The sequence below is a fragment of the Micromonospora sp. DT53 genome (assembly GCF_049841535.1).
Taxonomy (GTDB): Bacteria; Actinomycetota; Actinomycetes; order Mycobacteriales; family Micromonosporaceae; genus Micromonospora.
In genome coordinates, this window is record NZ_JBNCKM010000007.1 from 91319 (window position 1) to 110040 (window position 18722).

Annotated in this window: 19 protein-coding genes; 7 read left to right on the forward strand and 12 right to left on the reverse strand. The window is 70.2% G+C overall.

Annotated features, from left to right (window positions below; all coding sequences use genetic code 11):
• Positions 1–22 precede the first annotated feature (22 nt).
• Both ACLQ3B_RS22300 and ACLQ3B_RS22305 read left to right on the forward strand, forming a co-directional pair.
• Positions 23–406: a hypothetical protein gene (locus ACLQ3B_RS22300; RefSeq protein WP_425782623.1), complete on the forward strand. Its 384-nt coding sequence runs from the start codon at positions 23–25 to the stop codon at positions 404–406.
• Between the two features lie 44 nt (positions 407–450).
• Positions 451–873, forward strand: a complete 423-nt coding sequence (locus tag ACLQ3B_RS22305; protein ID WP_425782624.1) for a GNAT family N-acetyltransferase — start codon at positions 451–453, stop codon at positions 871–873.
• Between the two features lie 55 nt (positions 874–928).
• On the opposite strand, the gene ACLQ3B_RS22310 is transcribed toward ACLQ3B_RS22305, so the two are convergent.
• The 11 genes from ACLQ3B_RS22310 to ACLQ3B_RS22360 form a co-directional block, all read right to left on the reverse strand.
• Positions 929–1990 (reverse strand): LLM class flavin-dependent oxidoreductase, encoded by a 1062-nt coding sequence (locus ACLQ3B_RS22310; protein ID WP_425782625.1) that lies wholly within the window; start codon positions 1988–1990, stop codon positions 929–931.
• Positions 1991–2039: 49 nt separating this feature from the next.
• Entirely contained in the window at positions 2040–2591 is a 552-nt protein-coding gene (locus ACLQ3B_RS22315) for an NAD(P)H-dependent oxidoreductase (protein ID WP_425782626.1), read from the reverse strand.
• Positions 2588–3652, reverse strand: coding sequence for an aldo/keto reductase (locus tag ACLQ3B_RS22320; protein WP_425782627.1), 1065 nt, complete (start codon positions 3650–3652; stop codon positions 2588–2590). The genes ACLQ3B_RS22315 and ACLQ3B_RS22320 overlap by 4 nt, the downstream gene beginning before the upstream one ends.
• A gap of 18 nt (positions 3653–3670) precedes the next feature.
• Complete coding sequence (locus tag ACLQ3B_RS22325; RefSeq protein WP_425782628.1) at positions 3671–5002, reverse strand: LLM class flavin-dependent oxidoreductase; 1332 nt, start codon at positions 5000–5002, stop codon at positions 3671–3673.
• Between the two features lie 2 nt (positions 5003–5004).
• Positions 5005–5742 (reverse strand): ABC transporter ATP-binding protein, encoded by a 738-nt coding sequence (locus ACLQ3B_RS22330; protein ID WP_425782629.1) that lies wholly within the window; start codon positions 5740–5742, stop codon positions 5005–5007.
• On the reverse strand, positions 5718–6554 hold the full coding sequence (locus tag ACLQ3B_RS22335) for an ABC transporter permease (protein WP_425782630.1): 837 nt from the start codon (positions 6552–6554) through the stop codon (positions 5718–5720). Before ACLQ3B_RS22335 ends, ACLQ3B_RS22330 begins: the two co-directional genes overlap by 25 nt.
• Positions 6551–7615: an ABC transporter substrate-binding protein gene (locus ACLQ3B_RS22340; protein WP_425782631.1), complete on the reverse strand. Its 1065-nt coding sequence runs from the start codon at positions 7613–7615 to the stop codon at positions 6551–6553. Before ACLQ3B_RS22340 ends, ACLQ3B_RS22335 begins: the two co-directional genes overlap by 4 nt.
• Complete coding sequence (locus ACLQ3B_RS22345; RefSeq protein ID WP_425782632.1) at positions 7616–8128, reverse strand: flavin reductase family protein; 513 nt, start codon at positions 8126–8128, stop codon at positions 7616–7618. It abuts the gene before it with no gap.
• 442 nt (positions 8129–8570) lie between these two features.
• Positions 8571–9914, reverse strand: coding sequence for a M1 family metallopeptidase (locus ACLQ3B_RS22350; RefSeq protein ID WP_425782887.1), 1344 nt, complete (start codon positions 9912–9914; stop codon positions 8571–8573).
• Positions 9911–13822, reverse strand: a complete 3912-nt coding sequence (locus ACLQ3B_RS22355; protein WP_425782633.1) for a Pls/PosA family non-ribosomal peptide synthetase — start codon at positions 13820–13822, stop codon at positions 9911–9913. Before ACLQ3B_RS22355 ends, ACLQ3B_RS22350 begins: the two co-directional genes overlap by 4 nt.
• A 380-nt stretch (positions 13823–14202) precedes the next feature.
• The gene (locus ACLQ3B_RS22360; protein WP_425782634.1) at positions 14203–15408 is read right to left on the reverse strand and encodes an esterase-like activity of phytase family protein; all 1206 of its coding nucleotides are present in this window, start codon (positions 15406–15408) and stop codon (positions 14203–14205) included.
• A 214-nt stretch (positions 15409–15622) separates the two neighbouring features.
• Here ACLQ3B_RS22360 and ACLQ3B_RS22365 point away from each other — a divergent pair, with 214 nt between their 5' ends.
• Together ACLQ3B_RS22365 and ACLQ3B_RS22370 are read left to right on the forward strand one after the other, a co-directional pair.
• Positions 15623–15781: a hypothetical protein gene (locus tag ACLQ3B_RS22365; protein WP_425782635.1), complete on the forward strand. Its 159-nt coding sequence runs from the start codon at positions 15623–15625 to the stop codon at positions 15779–15781.
• 72 nt (positions 15782–15853) lie between these two features.
• A complete protein-coding gene (locus ACLQ3B_RS22370; RefSeq protein WP_425782636.1) occupies positions 15854–16117 on the forward strand; it encodes a hypothetical protein in 264 nt (87 codons plus the stop codon).
• Between the two features lie 61 nt (positions 16118–16178).
• Here ACLQ3B_RS22370 and coaD read toward each other — a convergent pair whose 3' ends face one another.
• Complete coding sequence (coaD, locus tag ACLQ3B_RS22375) at positions 16179–16703, reverse strand: pantetheine-phosphate adenylyltransferase (RefSeq protein ID WP_425782637.1); 525 nt, start codon at positions 16701–16703, stop codon at positions 16179–16181.
• Between the two features lie 66 nt (positions 16704–16769).
• On the opposite strand from coaD, the gene ACLQ3B_RS22380 reads away from it, so the two are divergent.
• The 3 genes from ACLQ3B_RS22380 (at position 16770) to ACLQ3B_RS22390 (ending at position 18712) form a co-directional block, all read left to right on the forward strand.
• A complete protein-coding gene (locus ACLQ3B_RS22380) occupies positions 16770–17165 on the forward strand; it encodes a MerR family transcriptional regulator (protein WP_425782638.1) in 396 nt (131 codons plus the stop codon).
• Positions 17166–17271: 106 nt separating this feature from the next.
• Entirely contained in the window at positions 17272–18195 is a 924-nt protein-coding gene (locus tag ACLQ3B_RS22385) for an NADP-dependent oxidoreductase (protein WP_425782639.1), read from the forward strand.
• 124 nt (positions 18196–18319) lie between these two features.
• Entirely contained in the window at positions 18320–18712 is a 393-nt protein-coding gene (locus ACLQ3B_RS22390) for a VOC family protein (RefSeq protein ID WP_425782640.1), read from the forward strand.
• The last annotated feature ends 10 nt before the right edge of the window (positions 18713–18722 follow it).

The following is an 18722-nucleotide window of genomic DNA, read 5'->3' on the forward strand; positions in this document are numbered from 1 at the left end:
CCGCTTCCGTATAGTTCACCGGGTGGCAGACGGCAGCGACAGCGCCAAGGAAGCCTGCGGCGTCTTCGGGGTGCGTGACCCACGGCAACCGGTGGCGCACCTGACCTATCTCGGACTGTTCGCCCTGCAGCACCGAGGGCAGGAGTCCGCCGGGATCGCGGTCAGCGACGGCACGAAGATCCTGGTCGACAAGGACATGGGCCTGGTCTCCGCGATCTTCGACGAGCACCGGCTGCGGGCGCTGCCCGGCACGATGGCGATCGGCCAACGTCATCTGATCGAGCCGGGGCACATGCACAGGTTCAGGCTAGCGAGAGCGCTCGTGCGGCTGATCAGGCAGCACCTGCCTGGGCCGGGCCTCGACGGTGCCGGCGCTCTGCGGCATCTCGGGCAACTACCTGGGTGATGGTTGGTACACCGCCAGCGGCGGGCTCACCTAGACTCCACTTGGTGATCGTGCGGAGGGCCAGTGCGGCAGACGTGGCGGTGCTTGCGAAGCTACGTGGCGTTGACGAGGACAAGCTCGGCGCGTACGCCGACTGGGTGGCCGCCCACGCGGAGACGCACCTGCCGTTCGTCGCGGAGATGGACGGGCGCGTGGTCGGCGTGGCCTGGCTCCACGTCGCGCAGCGGGTGCCGAGTAACGAGTCGCTGAACCGGTGGTACGGCGACATCCAGTCGGTCCAGGTCCGTGAGGAGTACCGAAACCGCGGCATCGGCAGTGCGCTGATGGCCGCGATCCTGACCGAGGCCGGTGCGCGGGGGCTGCTGCACGTGACCGTCCATTCCAGTCGCCGCGCGGTCGACTTCTATCTGCGCAACGGCTTCAGCCACCACCGTCAGATCCTGCTGTGGGAGCCGACGGCCCCCTGATCGGGTCTCCTGGGGTGGCAGTCGGAGCCCGGGCCTCGTCACACCGCGGCCGTGCTCACGTGCGCAGCAGCGGCAGCAGTTGCTCTCCCTGACGCTTGATCTCGGGAAGGTAGGGCGTGTCGGAGAGCACGAAGTGGGTGATGCCCAGCCGCTGGTACTTGCGCAGCGAACTCGCCACGTCCTCGGCGGAGCCGACCAGCCAGGTGGTGCCCGCTCCGCCGCCACCGAACTTGCCGGGGGTGGTGTAGAGGTTGTCGTCGAGGACCTCTCCGCGTGCGGCGAGGTCGAGCAGCCGGCGCTGACCGACGGCGGCCTGCCAGTTCGGGTTTCGGGCAGCGCCTTTGCCCTTGGCCATGTCGGCGACCTTGGCTTCGGCATCGGCCCAGGCCTGTTCGGTGGTGTCTCGCACCAGTGTGGTGACCCGCAGCCCGAACTCCAGCGGAGCGTGCTCGCGTCCCAGTTTCTCGCTGAGCTGCTTGAGTCGCTCGATTCGATCGGCCACGCCGTCGAGTGGCTCGCCCCAGAAGAGTTGGACGTCGGCCTCGGTGGCGGCCACCTCCTCGGCGGCGGGGGAGGCGCCGCCGAAGTAGAGCCGGGGGTGTCGGCGCTCGCCCCGGGTGACCGGCCGCAGTGCCAGGGTGGAGCCCGTGACGGCGAAGTGTTCGCCCTGGTAGGTGACGTTCTCCTCGGTCCACAGCTTCCGCACGATCTGGAGGAACTCTCTGGTGCGGGCGTAACGGTGGGCCGGATCGGCCTCGCCGTCGCCGTATGCGGCCAGGTCGTCCTTGCCGGAGACGATGTTGATCAGCGCTCGGCCCTCGCTGAGGTGGTCGAGAGTCGCTGCGGCAGAGGCGAAGTTGGCGGGTCGCCAGTAGCCGGGTCGGATGGCGATCAGCGGCTGGAACGTGGTCGTTCGGGCGGCGAGTGCGGTGGCCACCGTGAAGGTGTCGGGCCGTCCCCAGCCGGTCCCGAGGAGCGCGCCGCCCCATCCGTGCTCTTCGAGGACCCTGGCGTGGCCGGTGAGGGTCTCCAGGCTGTTGTGGTTGTCGATCACGTCGTCGCCGCGGTGGCCGGGCTGGACCTGGTTCGGGATGTACCAGAGGAATTCGGAGCTCATCGATGGCGGCCTTCCAGGTCGGAGAGATGGCGGCATTGCCGTGCGGGTGTCACGCCACGGTGGCCCGCTGGGCGTCGATCGCGGCGCTGTGCCGGTCGGCCCACTGTGTGGCGATCTCGTGCGCGTCGGTCAGCTGGGACTCGAGTACGGCCAGCGGCGGCGCTGGGACGTGTGCGCCCAGTTCGCCGAGCACGTCGCGCAGGGCCGACGCCGCCGCCTCCGCGTGCGCCGGCGAGGCGGCCACCGCCACTGGCACCGCGACCACCTCGGCCAGCTCTCGGTGCCCGAACTGGTCCAGGAACACCTTCAACAGCCCGGTGTAGCTGCCCTTGTACGTCGGCGTCGCGACGACCAGCAGCCGCGCTGACCGCACCGCCGTGAACGGATCAGGATGGGTCTTCGCCCCGTACGCCGGTTCCGGCCCGAACGACACTCCGACGATCTCGGCCAGCTCCAGCACCAGGACCGCGCTCGGCGGTCCTCCCCGCCGATCCAGCAGTGCCTCGGCCACCGCGTCGGCGACGCCCCGGGTACGCGACCCGGCACGGGGGTTACCCACCAGCACGACGACGTCCGGGGTCGACGAGGGCCTGTCGCTCACGAGGCCACCCCGATCCGCCGCGCCGACGAGCCGCCGCCACGGCGGTACGCGGGATCGCTCAGCCACGGTGGCTGGTAGCCGGCGTCGGCGGGGTTCAGCGTGGTGCCGGGCGGGACGATGGCGTCGATGCGGGCGAGCACGTCCTCGGACAGCGTCACCTTGGCGGCGCCGAGCTGTGACTCCAGGTGCGCCAGCGTTCGCGGCCCGATGATCGCCGACGTGATGGCAGGGTGTTCCAGGACGAACGCGATCGCCAGGTGGATGAGCGAGATTCCGGCCTCGTCGGCGAGTGCGGCCAGTTCGTCGACGGCTGTCAGTTTGGCGGCGTTGGCGGGCAGTGTCGGATCGAACCGGGCCGGGAGCCGCTCGGCGCGTCCGGAGATCGGTGCCGTCAGCCCGCTGTGGTAGCGACCCGACAGCCACCCGCCGGCCAGTGGACTCCAGGGGATCACCGCCAGCCCGTACCGTTGGGCCACCGGTAGCACCTCGCGCTCGATCCCGCGGGCCAGGATCGAGTACGGCGGCTGCTCGCTGACCACCCGTTCCCGGCCGCGCCGCTGCGCGATCCACTGCCCTTCCACGATCGCCGACGGGTCGAACGTGGACGTGCCGATATAGCGGATCTTGCCTTGGCGTACCAGGTCGCTGAGCGCGCCGAGGGTCTCGTCGAAGTCGGTTTCCGGCTCCGGCCGATGTGCCTGGTAGAGGTCGATCCAGTCGGTGCGCAGCCGGCGCAGGCTGTTGTCCACTGCCCGCACGATCCAGCGGCGGGAGTTGCCGCGGTGCTGCGGGTTGTCACCGACCTGGCCGTGGAACTTGGTGGCCAGGAAGACGTCGTCGCGCCGCCCGCCGGCGAGGGCCTTCCCGACGATCTCCTCGGATTCGCCGCCGGAGTAGACGTCCGCGGTGTCGATGGCGTTGATGCCCTCGTCGAGGGCCCGGTGGATGATGCGGACGCCGTCCTCGTGGTCCGGGTTGCCCCGTTGCCCGAAGTTCATCGCGCCCAGGGTCAGGGAGCTGATGCGTACGCCGGTGTGCCCGAAGGGCCGGTAGGTGACCACTGTTCTCTTTCCTCTCGGTCAGCGGGTCGCGGCTGCGAGCTGCCGCGTGAACTGGTTGGCCGGGCGAGGCAGCCCGTAGTGCTCGCGCAGGGTGGTCCCGGTGTACTCGGTGCGGAACAGCCCACGTCGTTGCAGGATCGGCACGACGTGGTCGACGAACGTCTCCAGCCCGGACGGCAGCACGGGAGGCATGATGTTGAAGCCGTCGGCCGCGCCGCTGCGGTACCACTCCTCAATGGCGTCGGCGACCTGCTCCGGCGTACCGGCGAAGGTGCGGTGCCCGCGCCCGCCGCCGAGTCGGCCGATGAGTTGACGAACGGTCAGCCGTTCCCGCCGGGCCAGGGTGACGATCAGCGTGTACCGGCTCTTCGCACCCTCGATCTCGTCCTCGCTCGGCAGGTCGGAGGGCAGTTCCTTGTCCAGGTCGAGGTCTTCCGGGGCGACCCGCAGCGTGGTGGCGAGTTGCTGCCGGGCGTACTCGGGTTTGATCAACCGGTCCAGTTCCTCCTCCAGCGCGCGGGCCTCGGCCTCGGTGGCGCCGATCGCCGGCACGATGCCCGGCAGGATCTTGATGGTGTTCGGGTCGCGGCCCGCCTGCGCGGCCCGCTGCTTGAGGTCGCGGTAGAACGCCTGCGCCTCGGCAAGCGTCTGCTGGGCGGTGAAGACAGCTTCCGCGTACCGGGCGGCCAGGTCCTTGCCGTCCTCGGACGACCCGGCCTGCACCAGCAGCGGGTAGCCCTGCGGGGGGCGGGGAACGTTGAGCGGGCCGGCCACCCGGAAGTGCCGCCCGGAGTGCTCCGGCGGGTAGAGCAGATCGTCGTCGCCCCACCGCCCGCCGTCCTTGTCGCCGAGGGGCGCCGCGTCGTCCCAACTGTCCCAGAGCTTCAGGGACACCTCGATGAACTCGGCTGCCCGCTCGTACCGGTCCCGGTGGGCTGGCAGGTCGTCCAGGTTGAAGTTCCGGGCCGCCTTCTCACCGGCCGTGGTGACGATGTTCCAGCCCGCCCGACCGCCGCTGACGTGGTCCAGCGACGCGAACCGGCGGGCCAGGTTGAACGGCTCGTTGTACGTCGTCGACGCCGTCGCGATCAGCCCGATGTGGTTCGTCGCACCGGCCAGGGCGGTGAGCAGCACGGTCGGCTCCAGGGTGCCCCCCGGCCGCCGGCCGATGCTGTTCCACAGCACCGGGCTGTCGGCGAGGAACAGCGAGTCGAGCTTTCCGCGTTCGGCGATGCGGGCCAGACGCTTGAAGTGTTCGACGTCGGTCTGCGCGAACGGGTCGCTGTCGGGCAGGCGCCAGGCGGCCTCGTGATGGCCGACGCCCATGAGGAACGCGTTGAGGTGCAGCATGCTCATCCTTCCGTTAGGTCGACGCCGAGCGCCCGCAGCAGGGTTTCGCGGTACGCGAGGAACTGCGGCTGTCGGTACGACCGCAGCGTCGGTAGGTCGATGGCGAGGTCGACGGCGATTCGGCCGCTGTCCAGCAGCAGTACGCGGTCGGCGAGCGTGATGGCCTCGTCGACGTCGTGCGTGACGAGCAGCACCGTGGGCCGGTGCCGGGCGTGCAGCACGCGCAGCAGGCCGTGCATACGCAGCCGGGTCAGCGCGTCCAGCGCGCCGAAGGGTTCGTCGGCGAGCAGCAGTTCCGGTTCGGACACCAACGCCCGGGCCAGCGCGACCCGCTGCTGTTCGCCACCGGACAGCTCATTGGGCCAGGCCCGCTCACGGCCGGCCAGACCCACCTCGGTGAGCGCCGCACGGCCGCGCTCGTCGGCGTCCGGCCCGCGCAGACCGAGGACGACGTTGTCCAGGACGCGCTGCCACGGCAGGAGCCGGGCGTCCTGAAAGACGACCGAGGAGTTGTCCGGTACGTCGACCACGCCTGATCCCGTCGCGTCGCCGTCCAGGCCGGCGAGCGCACGCAGCAGGGTGCTCTTGCCCGAACCGCTGCGGCCCAGCAGCGCGACGAACTCGCCAGTGGCGATCTCCAGGTCGAATCCGTCGAGGACCACCCGGTCCCCGAACCCTCGCGCCAGGCCCTGAACACGTACCGTGCGGGATGCGGTCAGCCCGCCAGCGTGCGTCGCCACGACAGCGCCCTCCTCTGTGCGAGTCGGACCACGCCGTCGGACAGCAGGCCGAGCAGCCCGTACAGGACGAGCCCGACGATGATCACGTCGGTCTGGCCGTACTCCCGGGCCAGCTCCATCATGTAGCCGATGCCGCTTGTCGAGTTGATCTGCTCGACGACCACCAGGGACAGCCACGCTCCCACCACCGCGAACCGCATGCCGAGCAGGAAGCCGGGCAGCGCGCCGGGCAGCACGATCCGGCGGATGAACGCCCACCTCCGTAGTCGCAGCGACTCACCCAGCTCGACGTACCGGCTGTCGATGGTGCGCAGCCCGTTGTGGGTATGGATGTAGACCGGGACGAACACCCCCAGCGTGATGGTGATGACCTTCATCTGCTCGCCGATGCCGAACCAGAGGACGAGCAGCGGAAGCAGCGCGAGCGCCGGGATGGCCCGTTTGATCTGGATCGGGCCGTCGAGGATGGCCTCGCCCCACCGGCTCAGACCAGCGATCACCGCCAGCACCGTGCCGATGACGGTGCCGATGGTGAGGCCCAGGCCGGCCCGTCGGGCCGAGATGGCCAGATTTTCCTGCAGCCGGCCATCGGCGATGAGATCACCCGCCGTGGTGACCACGGTCCAGGGCGCCGACAGGGTACGAGGGTCGATCCACCCGGCCGCGGAGCCGACCGCCCACACAGCGAGGAGCAGGATCGGGCCGAGCGCCGCGCCGAACGGGATGGGGCGACCGGGCCGCAGACGACGTTTCGGCCTGCCGGTGACGACGTTCGTACTGGGCCGGTGCCGGGTGAGGACGGAGGCGGTCATCGGGTCCCTCCCGCGACGAGCGCGTCCGCGGCGACCGATTCGTACCGCCGGTCGTACAGATCCTCGGCCTTGAAGGGCTTGTTGTTGGTCTCCTTCGCCAGCAGGTCGATGGTCTCCTGGTGCCGGGCGATGGCCTCGGTCCAGCTCGCCGGGACGTCGGCCACACCGCCGTTCTGGACCAGCCATCTGCCGTCCTCGACGGTCAGGCCCTGGTCCTTGACGTAGTAGCGCTCGATCCACTCGTCCGGGTTGGCCTCCCGCCACCGCCAGGCCCGCGCCCACGCCTGCACGTACTCGCGGATCGCGGCCGCCTTCGCCGGATCGCCCAGCACGGTGACCGGCACGTACAGGTGTCCCGGATCGTCCCGCAAGCTGTGCGCGATCGTGGTGGCACCGTCGCGGGCGTACTTGGTCTCGTAGCGCTTGATCTGCACGCCGCCGATCGGGGCCACCTCGACCTGGCGGCTGGCGAGTGCGGTCGCGTACACGTCGCCGGTGCTCGGCAGCTCGACCAGCCGAACGTCCTTCTTGCTCAGTCCGGCCTTCTGCAGGACGCGGAGCACCAGCGCGCCCTGTGCCTGCCCCGGGCTGTACGCGACCTTCTTGCCGCGGATGTCGGCGAGGGTGGCGACCGCGACGCCGGGGGCGATGCCGAGCCGGTAGATGGCGTGGTTCAGCGGGTCCTGGCGGTACTTCGACGCGACGATCTTCGTGGGGATGTTCGTCCACCGTGAGTGAATGGGCGGGATGTCGGCGACAGCGCCGACATCGAGGGCGTCGGCCCGGAACGCCTCCAGGGTCTGCGGACCACCGCTGAGGTTGGCCCACTCCACCTCGAACGTGAACTTCTCGGCCTCACCGGAGAACTCGATCGCCTTCTGGTGCTCCTTGTCGCCCACGACGAGCTTGGTGCCCTTCGGTATCGATTCCGGCAGCGGCGCGCCCGCGGCCAGCGCCGCCTGAGGTGCGTCCTCGCCGACGCACGCGGTCGCGCCCAGCGCGACCACACCCAGGGTGGCGGTCAGCAACGCCCGTCGGTCCAGCATGATTGGCGACTTCACCTACTGCTCCTTCGTGGTGGGGTTCAGGGCGGCGTACTGGCCCATGTGGTACAGCAGAGGTGCGCCCTCGCCGTGGCTCCCGGTCAGCGGCTCGGCCAGCACGATCGCGTGGTCGCCGGCGAGAACCCGCTGGGTCACCCGGCACAGCAGCCAGGCGACCGGCTCGTGCAGCAGCGGCACGCCGTAGGGGCCGTACCCCCAGCCGGAGTGCGCGGCGAATTTGTCGATGCCGCTGGTGGCGAAGGTTCGTGCGACGTCCTGTTGGTCCTCGCCGAGCAGGTGCACGGCGATGTGCTCGGCGCCCTCGACGGTCGACCAGCTCGACGAGGACCGGGCCAGGCAGAACGACACCAGCGGCGGTCGTAACGACACCGACGTGAACGAGGTTGCGGTGAATCCCACCGGAGGCTCGCCGGCGGCGGTGATGACCGCAACCGCTGCGGCCTGGCGGCGCAGCAGCGCTCGGAACAGGGTCGGTTCGACAGGTGTGGGCGGTTTGTCGATGACGGTCATGACGGTCCTCCTGATCGAGAACGACGTGCAGGCAACACCCGGGCAGGAGTCGGCGCAGCGCGCGTCGAGCAGCCAAGGTTTCGGGACGCGGAGACGGCTGCCGATCGTCGTCGAGTCGGCAGAGCCGCAAGTGGGGGAGAGGAGTCAGGCTTGCGCGCTCAGCGGCAGCAGCCGCACGAGGCGGTCCAGCCACGACAACATCCCCGCGACACCGCGACCGCGGTGCCGTCGAGCGGGATTTGGTGGCTGGCCATGCACCGACAGTATCCGAGTAATCCTACCTGTCAAGTAGGAGTTCTATCCGTTGGGACAGCTCGCATGCGTCGATGCGTCCCGGATTCTGCTCAGGTGAGATTGCCGGCGCCTCTCCACACGACGGCGTGCCGACGCCGATGCGGAACGAGGCGCAGTGTTCGCCCGACCGACGACTCGGTGTGAGGTCTCAGCGAGGTGGTGGAGGCAGCGTCGGGCTGTCGAGCCAGGCGGCGAACAGGCCGTCCAAGGGCTCGCGGGCGAAGCGCTGTGCGTGCAGACGGAACTGCTCGGTCGTCACCGTCGCGTGTGGGTGCTCGGCGACCCAGGCTCGCAGCAGCGCGAAGAACGACTCGTCGCCGACCCTCTTCCGCAGGGCGTGCACCGTCAGTGCGCCACGCTTGTAGACCAGCGGGTCGAACATCCGGTCGACGCCGGGATCCGCGACGACGACGTGGCGCGGGCGAGCCGCGACCCACGCGTACCACTGCGCGGCCAGGGCGTCTGTGGGCAGGTCGCCGCAGACGCCGGACCACAGCCATTCGGCGTAGGTGGCGAAGCCCTCGTTGAGCCAGATGTGTCGCCAGTCCGCCACCGTGAGGCTGTTGCCGAACCACTGGTGGGCCAGCTCGTGCACGATCAGCCGCTCGTGCGTGCGCCGCCCGTCGACGTGGTTTCGCCCGAAGACCGCCATGCCCTGCGCTTCGACCGGATCGTCGAGGTCGTCGTCGGCAACCACGACGACGTACTCCCGGAAGGGGTACGGCCCGAAGAGCCGCTGCAGCGCCGACATGATCTGACCGTGTCGGCCGAAGTCGTGAGTGACGTTCCGGCGTAACGCGGGCGGGATCGCCGCGCGCTGCGCCACCTCACCGACAGCCAGATCAACCATCTCGTAGCGTCCGATCTGCACGCTCATCAGGTACGGCGAGGTGGGCTCGCGGCGCTCGTACACCCAGGTCGTGGTGCCCGCGCCACGGCGCTGTCGCACGGCATCACCGGTCACCAGGACGGTGTACGGGGAGGAGGTCGTGACCGCCACCCGGAAGGTGGCCTTGGCGCCGGGCTGGTCGTCGCACGGAAACCACGACGGCGAACCGTTCGGCTGGCTGGCCACGAGCACCCCGTCGGTGAGTTCCTCCCACCCGAGCTCGCCCCACCGGCCGGAGATGGGCACCGGCTTCCCCGCGTACCGGATCTCCACCCGGAAGGTGTCCCCGGCACCGATCGGCCGCTCCGGTTTGATCTGCAGCTTGTCCGGTCGGTGCAGGTACTTCGCCGGGCGCCCGTCCACCCGGACGTCCTGAACGCGCAACCGGCCGAGATCGAGAGTGAACCGAGAGAGCGACTGCACGGCCGCCGCGGTGATGTCCGCCCGGCCAGCGAGCCGGTTCGACACGACCCGGTAGTCGAGGTCGAGGTCGTAGTGCCGCACCCGGTAGCCGCCGTTGCCGTGCTCGGGCAGGTAGGAGTCGCCGGAGCGACCGGCGCCGGGCGTTGCGCCGCTCGACGCCGACGCCGCCTGTGGATTCATACCGACCGTGCCGCTGGCGTCGACCAGGTGGTGATCGGATTGCCCAACCACCGGCTGTCGCTCGGCACGACGTCGCCGCGGGTCACCAGTGAACCGGGCCCGACGGTGGTCCGCGCGCCGATGCTCGCGCCCGGCAGGACGATGCCGTGCGGGCCCAGCGCGGCCCCCGCGCCCAGTGTCACCTGGTCCATGCTCATCACACGATCATGGAACAGGTGGGTCTGCACCACACAACCGCGGTTCACCGTCGCGCCATCGCCGAGGCGCACCAGGTCGTACTCGGGCAGCCAGTAGGTCTCCAGCCAGACGCCCCGGCCGATCTTCGCACCGAGCGTGCGCAGCCACGCCGTCAGCAGTGGCGTGCCGGTCGCGAAACGGACCAGCCACGGCGCGGCGAGGACCTCGACGAACGTGTCCGCGAGTTCGTTGCGCCAGACGAAGGAGGTCCACAGCGCGCGGTCGGCGACTCGGAAGCGCCCAACCAGGAGCCACTTCGCGGCCGTCGCGATGGCGGCGGCGGCGATCGCCGCACCCAGCAGCACCGGTCCGGCGGCGAGAGCGGCCGCCCACCACCCCGCAGCCCGCCAGACGAGCGCGAGTGCGGCCAGGACGCCGGTCGCCAGGGCACCGGCGCACATCACCGGAACGATCCGGCACAGCTCGATCGCCGCGCGGGCGAGCTTCAGCCGGACCGGCGGGTCGAAGGTGCGGCTGGTGTCGGCGGCTTCCACTGTCCGGCGCAGCGGCATCGGCGGTGCGCCGAGCCAGGACGAACCCTTCTTCGCCTTGAACGGCGCTGACGACAACACCCCGACCAGGCCCCGCTTCGGCACCGAACGTCCGGGCGCCGCCATTCCCGAGTTGCCGAGGAACGCCTGCTTACCGATGCGGGCCGGAGCGACACGCAGCCACCCGTGGCTCAGCTCGTAGGTCGCGACCATTGTGTCGTCGGCCAGGAAGGCCCCGTCGGCGACCGTGGTCATCGCCGGCAGTGCGAGCACGGTGGATGCCTCCACCCCGCGTCCCACCTTGGCGCCCAGCAGCCGCAACCACACGGGTGTGAAGAGGCTGGCGTAGAGCGGGAACAGCCCCACCCGGGCCATCCCCATCAGCCGCTCGGTCGTCCAGACCTGCCACGCCACCCGCCCCTGCACCGGGTGGTACCCGGCCCGCAGGCCGATGCTGAGCGCCCGGACGGCCCCGAGCACCAGCAGCGCGTAGCCCACCACGTAGGCGACGGTCGCCACCGCGACGGCGGCCAGCACAGCGCCGACCGTTTGTCGGATGGCGAGCGTCCAGCCGAGCAGGGCGAGCGCTGGCAGGGCGGCCACGACCGGAACCAGCCCCAGCAACTGGGCGGTCAACCCGTACGCGAGCGGCCAGAGACGTGCGCCCGTCCGCGATCGAGGGGGACGCTGCCCGGGCCACCCGTCCGAATCCTTGCCAACTGCGGCCGCGGCCGGTGAGCCGGCCCAATGTTGGTTGGCGGGTACGGCGCCGGCAACCGTCGAGCCCGCGGCGACCCGGGCGCCCTTGCCGATCCGAGTGCCCGGCATCAGGGTGCTGCGGGACCCGACCCGGGCGTCAGCGCCGACCCGGACCCTGCCGATGCGGACGACGTCGCCGTCCACCCAGTGGCCGGACAGATCGACCTCCGGCTCGATCGCCGCGCCGCGACCCAGCTTCAACAGGCCGGTCACCGGTGGCGCGGAGTGCAGGTCGACGTCGGCCCCGATCTGCGCGCCGAGAGCCCGGGCGTACGTGATCATCCACGATGCTCCGGCGACACTTGTGGCGCCGGACAGCTCGGCGAGGCGTTCGGCGGCCCACAGTCGCAGGTGCACGCCGCCACCGCGCGGGTAGCTGCCGGGGCGTACCCCGCGCAGCAGCAGTCGCGCTCCCGCGGCGGCCACGGCGATCCGGCCCAGCGGGCTGAACAGCAGCAGCCAGCCCAGCGCCACCCACCACCAGGACACGACAGGTGCCCAGGGCACCGGCGCGAGCAGGGCGAAAACGTTGCCGAGGGCAGCCAGGACCGTCAGCCAGCGCAGCCCGACCAGCGCCAGCATCGGCACCAGCATCGCCGCCTGGATCAGCCCGGCGCGCCTCGGCGTCGGCCGGACCTCCCGGCGCGTCGCCGCCGAGCTGTCGAGCGCATCGAGCACCGCCGCGAGCCGCGACAGCTTCGGGTGGAGGTAGATGTCGGCCACCGAGACCCGTGGGTGCCGGCGCCGGATCCACGCCACCAGTTGCGCCGCGTTCAGGCTGCCGCCGCCGTGGGTGAAGAAGTCCGCGTCCGCCTCGGTGGGGCGTACGCCCAGGATCTCCGCCCAACCGCCGGCGAGCCAGTCCTCCGTCGCGGTCAGCTCGCCCGCGGCGTCCTGCGGGGTGGACAGCGGCCAGGGCAGCGCGGCCCGATCCACCTTGCCGGATGTCCGAGTGGGCAGCGCGTCCACCACGGCCAGCAGCGGCACCAGCGCGGCCGGAAGCTGCTCACGGATCCGCAGCGCCGCCGTCGCGGCATCGAAGGTGACGCCGTCGTGCGGAACCACGTACCCCACCAGCAGTTGGTTGCCCGCGGCGGTGCGCCGCACCGCCGCGGCGGCACCGGCGACGTCGGGTAGCGCCTGCAGCGCGGCGTCGATCTCACCCAGCTCGATCCGGCGTCCGCCGAGCTTCACCTGTTCGTCACCGCGGCCGACGAAGAGGAGCCCTTCGGGCTCCGCGCGCACAATGTCACCACTGCGGTACGCCCGCTGCCAGCCGAGCGCGGGCAGCGCCGCAAACTTCTCGGCGTCCTTGCCCGGATCCAGATATCGGGCGAGCCCCACCCCGCCGATGACCAGCTCGCCGGTCTCACCCATCGCCACCGGGGCGCCGGACCCGTCGACCACGGCGAGCTCCCAGCCGGCCAGCGGCAACCCGATGCGGACCGGTCCCTCACCGGTCATCCGCGCGGCGCACGCGACCACCGTCGCCTCGGTCGGCCCGTACGTGTTCCAGACCTCGCGACCCTCGACGGCCAAGCGCTGCGCGAGCTCCGGCGGGCAGGCCTCCCCACCGAAGATCAGCAGCCGCACCTCCTCCAACGCCTCGACCGGCCACAGCGCAGCCAGTGTCGGCACCGTCGACACCACCGAGATGCGCTGCTCGGCCAACCACGGACCGAGGTCGACACCGCTGCGGACCAGCGACCGCGCGGCCGGCACCAGACACGCGCCGTGCCGCCACGCCAACCACATCTCCTCACAGGACGCGTCGAACGCCACCGACAGCCCGGCCAGCACCCGATCCTGCGGGCCGATTGCCTCGCTCGCCTCGTCGGCGAGGAACAACCGCGCCTCGGCGTCCACGAAAGCCGCCGCCGCGCCGTGGCTGACCGCCACCCCCTTCGGGGTGCCCGTCGAGCCGGAGGTGAAGATGATCCAGGCGTCATCGTCCGGGCCGGGCCGACCGGCCTGACCCGCGGGGGTACGACGCAGCGACACCGCCAGCCCGTCACCGAGGACCGCAACGACCCCCGCCTCGGCGAAAACGAGCTCGGCGCGTTCCTCGGGATCGTCCGCGTCGACCGGCACGTAGGCGGCGCCTGCCGCGAGGACGCCGAGGATCGCCAGGTACAGCTCGGCCGTGCCGGACGAGATCCGGACGCCCACGCGGTCGCCGACACCGATGCCGTGCCCGGAGAGCGACTTCCGGACGGCCTCGACCTCATCGGCCAGGTCGCGGTACGTCAATGTGGTGGCACCGCTGTCGAGCGCACCGGCGTCGGCGTACGCGCGCACGGAGTCGTCGAGAATGTCGACAAGCGTGCGGCGGGCCGGGGCCGAGGCGGATCGGAACACCGCGGGGATCGCCGGTGCGGCAGCTGACGGCGGTAGCGCGACCACCTGGGGTTCACTCGTCACGGGCACCCGGCGTTCACCATTTTCGTCTCGCGGATCGGCGTCAGCCAGGCGTGCGGCATGCGGACCCGCCCTGGGCAGCCCTCAACGCTACGTCGCACCCGGCCGCAAACGACGGTCAAGCAACGGCATCGTGTCCACCACCACAGCGACCCGCTGCGGGAGCGCCCAACGGCGGCGCGGCACCGGCTGATCACACTCGCGTCTATGCGCCTTCCATCACCGCCTTACCGGAGCGCTCCTAGCTCTGAGCCTGGCGGTGGCGGCCGCGCTGATCACGACCGTGCTCGTGGCCTGTCCCAAATAGGGCGGACGACAAGCGACGTGTGGGTGCCCGATGCGGGGTGGGCGGCGGATCAGGCCACCCACCCCTGGTGTCCGGGTCAGTAGCGACGCAGGACGCGCTTGTCGGCATCCAGACGGCGGTCCAGCTTGATCACGATGAACTCGTTGTTGTCCGCTTGGCCGGCCGTGCGGCCCGAGGAGGACGGGAAGTTGTTGTCGTTGAGGACGGCGATCGTCTGGTCGTCGAGGATCACCACATCCTCGATGGTCTGGAACGGGAACGTGAAGGTGCTGCCGAACCCGCCGACGTGTCGCGGGTTGGCGATGTTCATCAGGTCGGCCACCAGCGTCTTGTCGAGGCGCCCGTCGCGGTTCCGGTCGCGCTTGTCGGCCAGGTAGACCCTCTTCACCTTCGCCGTCTCGCCCTGGCCATTGTCCCGTTCGATGATCAGGAAGCGGTCGCGGTCGACCATGATCGCGTCGCCGATAGCGTGGTCGGCAGCGTCGAGCGCGTACGTCCAGCGCCGACCGGTGTAAGCGTTGGTCCGGACGTCGAACTCGTTGAGCCGGAGTGTGCCCGTCGGGTCGCCCGCGACCGTGCCCTCGAGGAGCGGGTAGAGCGTGGCGCCGTCCGGTGACTGGGCCATGCCCTCGAAGCCCTTGCTGCTGGCGAGGTTGGCCAGCGTCGTACCGCGGGCCGGGTTCTCGGGAGCGAACACTCCCGGCAGTGGCACCGGCGCCTGCAGTAGACGGCCCGCCCGGTCGAAGTGCAGCAGGTACGGACCGAATTCGTCACCGATCCAGTACGTGCCGTCGGCCGTCCGAGTGATCGACTCGACGTCGAAATCGGCGCCGGTGAGCACCCGGTCGGCGCGGGTGAGAGCGAACGGGACCTTGCCGTACGGGTCGGTCAGGTTGATGCCGCCGACCACGTCGACGGCACCGCCGACGAAGCCGGGCGCGACCCGCTGGACGCGCAGCAGGAAGTCGGCGCTGTTGGCCTTGTTGCCGAAGCCGTTGTCGGACAACACGTCGAAGGTGCCGTCGGTGTTGCGGAGGACGCCGCTGAACCCCTGGACCGGTTGGTCGACGAACGGCGGAATGATGCCGTTGATCGGGGCAGTGCCGAGCGACGAGCCGGACGGTTCGCTGCCGGGAACGAACGTCGCTGCCGGCAGCATCGCGAATTTGATCAACTCCGCCCGGTTCCACGTGCTCCGCTCGGTTGCGGACGCCGCGCCCGGCAGCGTCAGGATCAGCGCGGCCACCGCAGCGCCAAGGCCGACCCGCTTGCTTACTGCCATCAGTCCTCATCTCGTCAGGAACGAAGGACCAGCTACTTCTCGGTAGTGACCCGATGGCAAGGTAGAGAGGCGCGGTGAATTCGTTCTGACCAAAGGGAATCCGCACCCGAACCGTGCGGTGACTGCGCAACCACGACCCCACTCCGACGTCGTGGAGTTCACGCATAGTTCATCGCAACCGGGTGTGCCTGTCTGCGACACCCAGGAGCTATTCATGAACCAGGCCATTGGCATCCGCACACCACCGGCAGGAACGGGTCCACTGTGGCGGGCGATCATCGTGCGGGCCCGGCGTCGGCCCGCGGCTGCGGCGGCGGTTGACTACCCCAAGCTCTGGCGAACGCTGCGCGTCCCGAAGGAGCATCCCGAGTAGCCCCGAGAGGACTGCTAGGTTCGGTTTGACCTGATGGATAGGAATTCGGTGCGGTGAAGGGAGGAGTGCACCGTGGAGCTGCAACTACGCATGTCCGACAAGGCTCGCGATTTCGTCGAGCAGGTCCTGCACGAGATGCTTGTGCGATTCCCGATCACCCGGGACGAGGCGGTGGGCCGGGTGAATCAGGCTTGGGGACACCTCGACCACATTGGCGACGACGACCTGATCTTCCACGAATCGCCAAACGAATGGGCTCGTACCATCTACTACGGTAAGGACTCGCGTTGGTGGCAAGGCGAGGACGGGCTCAAGCCGTTGCCGTACGAGGCGTGACGTGGCACTTGTTCTGGCTGCGGCTGCTCACCCGCCGCACTGATCTCCCGCCGATCCGGTGTCACTCCTCATCGTTGTGCGGCGGACGGGCCGACTGCGCCGAGCGGGCTGCGCGTGCGACAGTTGACGACGTGGCCGCCAGTTGCGGACGGGCGGGCAACCAGACGGTTTGAAAGCCGAGTTGCTCGTTCATCGCAGCTAACTGGTACTCGTAGCGAAGGTCCGCGGCCGTTCGCACCCCGCGGACGATGACCGTGGCACCTCGGCGGAGGCAGTAGGCAGTGGTCAGGCCGGTCCACGTGTCCACCTCGACATTGCCCCAGGCTGCCGGCACGAAGTCGCGCACGAGGGCGGCTCTGGCCGTGGCCACGGCGGCTGGTCGCTTGTCGGCGTTCACCGCCAGCAACACGATGACCCGGTCGAACATCACACGAGCACGGGCCACCAGGTCGCGGTGCCCCGGCGTGAACGGATCGAAGGTGCCGGGATAGACCGCCAACGAACCGCCTAGCGGCGCCATTCCACGACCCGACGTAGCCGTCACCGCGACACCCACCGCATGGCTGCGATCATCGCAGCCGTACATGTGCCGACCCGCCCGGGGCTTGCCGTTGGTCTGAGCCGTGGCGCATGCGGGCGTAGGCTTTTCGGGATGCGGATCGGCGAGTTGTCCAAGCGCACGGGCGTGAGTCCGCGCTCACTGCGGTACTACGAGGAGCAGGGCCTGCTGAGCAGTTCACGCTCCGACGCCGGGCAGCGTCACTATTCCGATGCCGAGGTCGAGCGCGTGTCGCTGATCCAGCAGCTGTTCGACGCGGGTATGTCCAGCCGGGTGATCGCGACTGTGCTCCCGTGCGTGGAGACCCCGAGCGACCCGGGCGTGATCGAGTCGGCGTTCGTGACGATGACGCGCGAGCGCGAACGGATCGACGCCGATATCGCGCACCTGACCGAGGCCCGGGACGCGCTCGACGTGCTGATCAGGATCAACCGCCAGCACTGGGCGGAGCTACCCACGGCGCCGGACCCGGCGACGCCGTCGGCCTGATGCTGTGACCCGCGCCTCAGCCATTTGCCCCTTACATCGGTGTGAGAGGTGAGGATGGCTGTAGAGCCCGGAACCACCGGGTCGGTCACCCGGGAGGCGACAGAAAATGGGACAGGTGTGGGGTTTCGGTAGGTATGGCGGGCCCGAGGTGCAGGAGCTCTTCGATCGTCCCGACCCAGTCCCCGGCCGCGGCGAGGTGCTGATCCGGGTCGACGTCGCCGGCGTGAATCCCCTCGACTACCTTCTGCGCCTGGGTCTGGTCCCCGGGCTCGACGGCGGGCGTCCGTTTCCGCTTGTTCTGGGCATGGAGGCAGCGGGAACCGTTCTCGCCCTCGGCGAGGGCGTCGACGGGCTCGAGGTGGGTGACGCGGTCTTCGGCTTCGCTCTCACCGGTGGCGGCACCTATGCCGAGACGACGGTGCTGTCCGCACCGAACACCGCGCGCATCCCGGTGGGCCTGTCCGCGACCGTGGCGGCAACACTGCCGGTGGCCGGGACGACCGCGGTGGATGCGCTCGACCAACTCGGCCTCCCGGCCGGCGCCACGATCCTGGTCAACGGGGTCGGGGGCGGGGTCGGCCTCCTCGTCGCCCGGCTGGCCGTCGCGCGCGAGCTGCGCGTGATCGGCACCGGGAGTACCGCCAAGCGCGAGCCCGCCGAGACCGTCGGGGTGCGGTTCCTCGACTACACCGCCGGGGACGTCGTCGCCGCGGCACGCGAGCTGGCACCGGGCGGCTTCGACGGGATCGTCGACCTGGTCGGAGGCACCTCGCTGCGGACGGTCGCCCCACTGGCCAAGGACCCCCGCAACGTCATCGCCGTCGGTGACATGTCGGTGGCCGAGATGGGTGGGCGGTTCGTCGAGCGTCGCCTCGACCGCGAGAACCTGGAGCGGTCCGCCCAGTTGGCCGTCGACGGAGTCCTCACACCCGTGATCAGTGCGGTCCATCCACTCTCCGACGCTCCGGCCGCCCTCGCCATCGTCGAGAACGGTCACACGTCGGGCAAGGTTGTCATCAAGGTGGCATGACAATTGCCCGGCCGACCGGCACCGGAAGCCATACGCAGCAGACTGACGTGCCCGCGGGGGCTGTTGGGTGGACCCGGGAGCGGGGAGCAGCCGGCAGGACGCTGTCCCCGCGTACGCTGCCTGGGTGCAGATCGACCTGGTCGCCCTGGTTGTCGACGAGTATGACCCCGCGATCGCCTTCTTCACCGACGTACTCGGCTTCGACCTCGTCGAGGACTCCCCATCGTTGACAAATGACGGTCGACCCAAGCGGTGGGTGGTCGTTCGGCCGCCGGGTGCCCAGACCGGGATCCTGCTCGCTCGCGCCGACGGAGAACACCAACGCGCCGCGATCGGTTACCAGGCAGCCGGCCGAGTCGGGTTCTTCCTCCGCGTCGACGACTTCGACGCCGCTTACCGGCGGATGGTCGAGGCCGATGTCACATTCGTCCGGGAGCCGCGGACCGAGCCCTATGGTCGGGTCGCGGTCTTCCTCGACATCGCTGGCAACCGGTGGGACCTGCTCGGGGCCAGCTGACGTAGCAGCG

Coding starts and splice junctions, on each gene's coding strand:
- ACLQ3B_RS22310 (WP_425782625.1), bottom strand. CDS start 1,990: ATGAGCTCCGAATTCCTCTGGTACATCCCGAACCAGGTCCAGCCCGGC.
- ACLQ3B_RS22325 (WP_425782628.1), bottom strand. CDS start 5,002: ATGCTGCACCTCAACGCGTTCCTCATGGGCGTCGGCCATCACGAGGCC.
- ACLQ3B_RS22335 (WP_425782630.1), bottom strand. CDS start 6,554: ATGACCGCCTCCGTCCTCACCCGGCACCGGCCCAGTACGAACGTCGTC.
- ACLQ3B_RS22345 (WP_425782632.1), bottom strand. CDS start 8,128: ATGACCGTCATCGACAAACCGCCCACACCTGTCGAACCGACCCTGTTC.
- ACLQ3B_RS22350 (WP_425782887.1), bottom strand. CDS start 9,914: ATGAATCCACAGGCGGCGTCGGCGTCGAGCGGCGCAACGCCCGGCGCC.
- ACLQ3B_RS22360 (WP_425782634.1), bottom strand. CDS start 15,408: ATGGCAGTAAGCAAGCGGGTCGGCCTTGGCGCTGCGGTGGCCGCGCTG.
- ACLQ3B_RS22365 (WP_425782635.1), top strand. CDS start 15,623: ATGAACCAGGCCATTGGCATCCGCACACCACCGGCAGGAACGGGTCCA.
- coaD (WP_425782637.1), bottom strand. CDS start 16,703: ATGTACGGCTGCGATGATCGCAGCCATGCGGTGGGTGTCGCGGTGACG.
- ACLQ3B_RS22380 (WP_425782638.1), top strand. CDS start 16,770: ATGCGGATCGGCGAGTTGTCCAAGCGCACGGGCGTGAGTCCGCGCTCA.
- ACLQ3B_RS22385 (WP_425782639.1), top strand. CDS start 17,272: ATGGGACAGGTGTGGGGTTTCGGTAGGTATGGCGGGCCCGAGGTGCAG.